The sequence below is a fragment of the Pseudomonas sp. WS 5411 genome, assembly GCF_012985595.1.
Classification (GTDB): domain Bacteria; phylum Pseudomonadota; class Gammaproteobacteria; order Pseudomonadales; family Pseudomonadaceae; genus Aquipseudomonas; species Aquipseudomonas shahriarae.
In genome coordinates, this window is sequence record NZ_JAARMC010000055.1 from 1 (window position 1) to 1,137 (window position 1,137).

Here is a 1,137-nt window from a genome sequence, read left to right on the forward strand (position 1 = left end):
CAGCGGCCTGGCCCTGCTGCTGACCCAGGCACCGTTGCTGGCGCGCTTGCCGATCCCGGCCGGGGTCAGTGCCCTGGCCCTGGACCAACCGGATGCGTGGCTCGATGGCTACAGCTGCGAAAACCCGCTGCCGCGCACCACGGCCGAACACCTGGCCTACGTGATCTACACCTCCGGCTCCACCGGCAAGCCCAAAGGCGTGATGGTGCGCCATGGCGCCCTGACTAACTTTGTGTGCAGCATGGCCCGCCAGCCGGGCCTGGATGCCAATGACCGGCTGCTGTCGCTGACCACCTTTTCGTTCGATATTTTCGGCCTGGAAATCTATGGGCCACTGTTGGCTGGCGCAACGCTGGTGCTGACCGGGCAGGACATCAACCTCGACCCGCAAGCCTTGCTTGCCCTGGTCAAACAGCAGCGCATCAGCGTGTTGCAGGCCACGCCCTCGACCTGGCGCATGCTGCTCGATCACCCGCAGGCCGATGAGCTCAAGGGCTGCAAACTGCTGTGCGGCGGTGAGGCGCTACCCCTGGAACTGGCGACCCGCCTTTTGGCGCTTTCGCCCCAGGTGTGGAACCTCTACGGGCCGACCGAGACCACCATCTGGTCGGCGCAGTACCCGCTCACGCCAACCCAGCCTCAGCCGTGGCTGGGCGGGCCGATTGCCAATACCAGCCTGTATATCCTCGACGATAACCTGGCGCCGGTGCCGGTCGGGGTGGCGGGTGAATTGTTGATTGGCGGCGATGGCCTGGCGCGGGGTTATTTACAGCACCCGGCACTCACCGCCGAACGCTTCCTGCCTGACCCATTTGGTGCTCCCGGTACGCGCCTGTACCGCACAGGCGACCTGGCGCGCTACCGCGCGGACGGGGTGATCGAGTACATCGGCCGCGTGGATCACCAGGTAAAAATCCGTGGATTGCGGATCGAACTGGGGGAAATCGAGGCGCGGCTGTTGGAGCAACCGCAAGTGCGCAAAGCCGCCGTGGTGGTGCGGGACGTCGCTGGCCATCCGCAGTTGGTGGCGTACGTGGTTGCCGTGCAAGCGGTCAGCGATGAACAGGCGCTGCGTGAGGCGTGCAAGCGTCAGCTCAAGGGCGACCTGCCGGAGTACATGGTGCCCAGCCATTGGGT

General features: G+C 65.4%; 1 protein-coding gene. It reads left to right on the forward strand.

The window, feature by feature from the left end; genetic code table 11:
- On the forward strand, positions 1-1,137 hold a 1,137-nt coding region (locus tag HBR93_RS26735; protein ID WP_169961435.1), incomplete at both ends, for an amino acid adenylation domain-containing protein.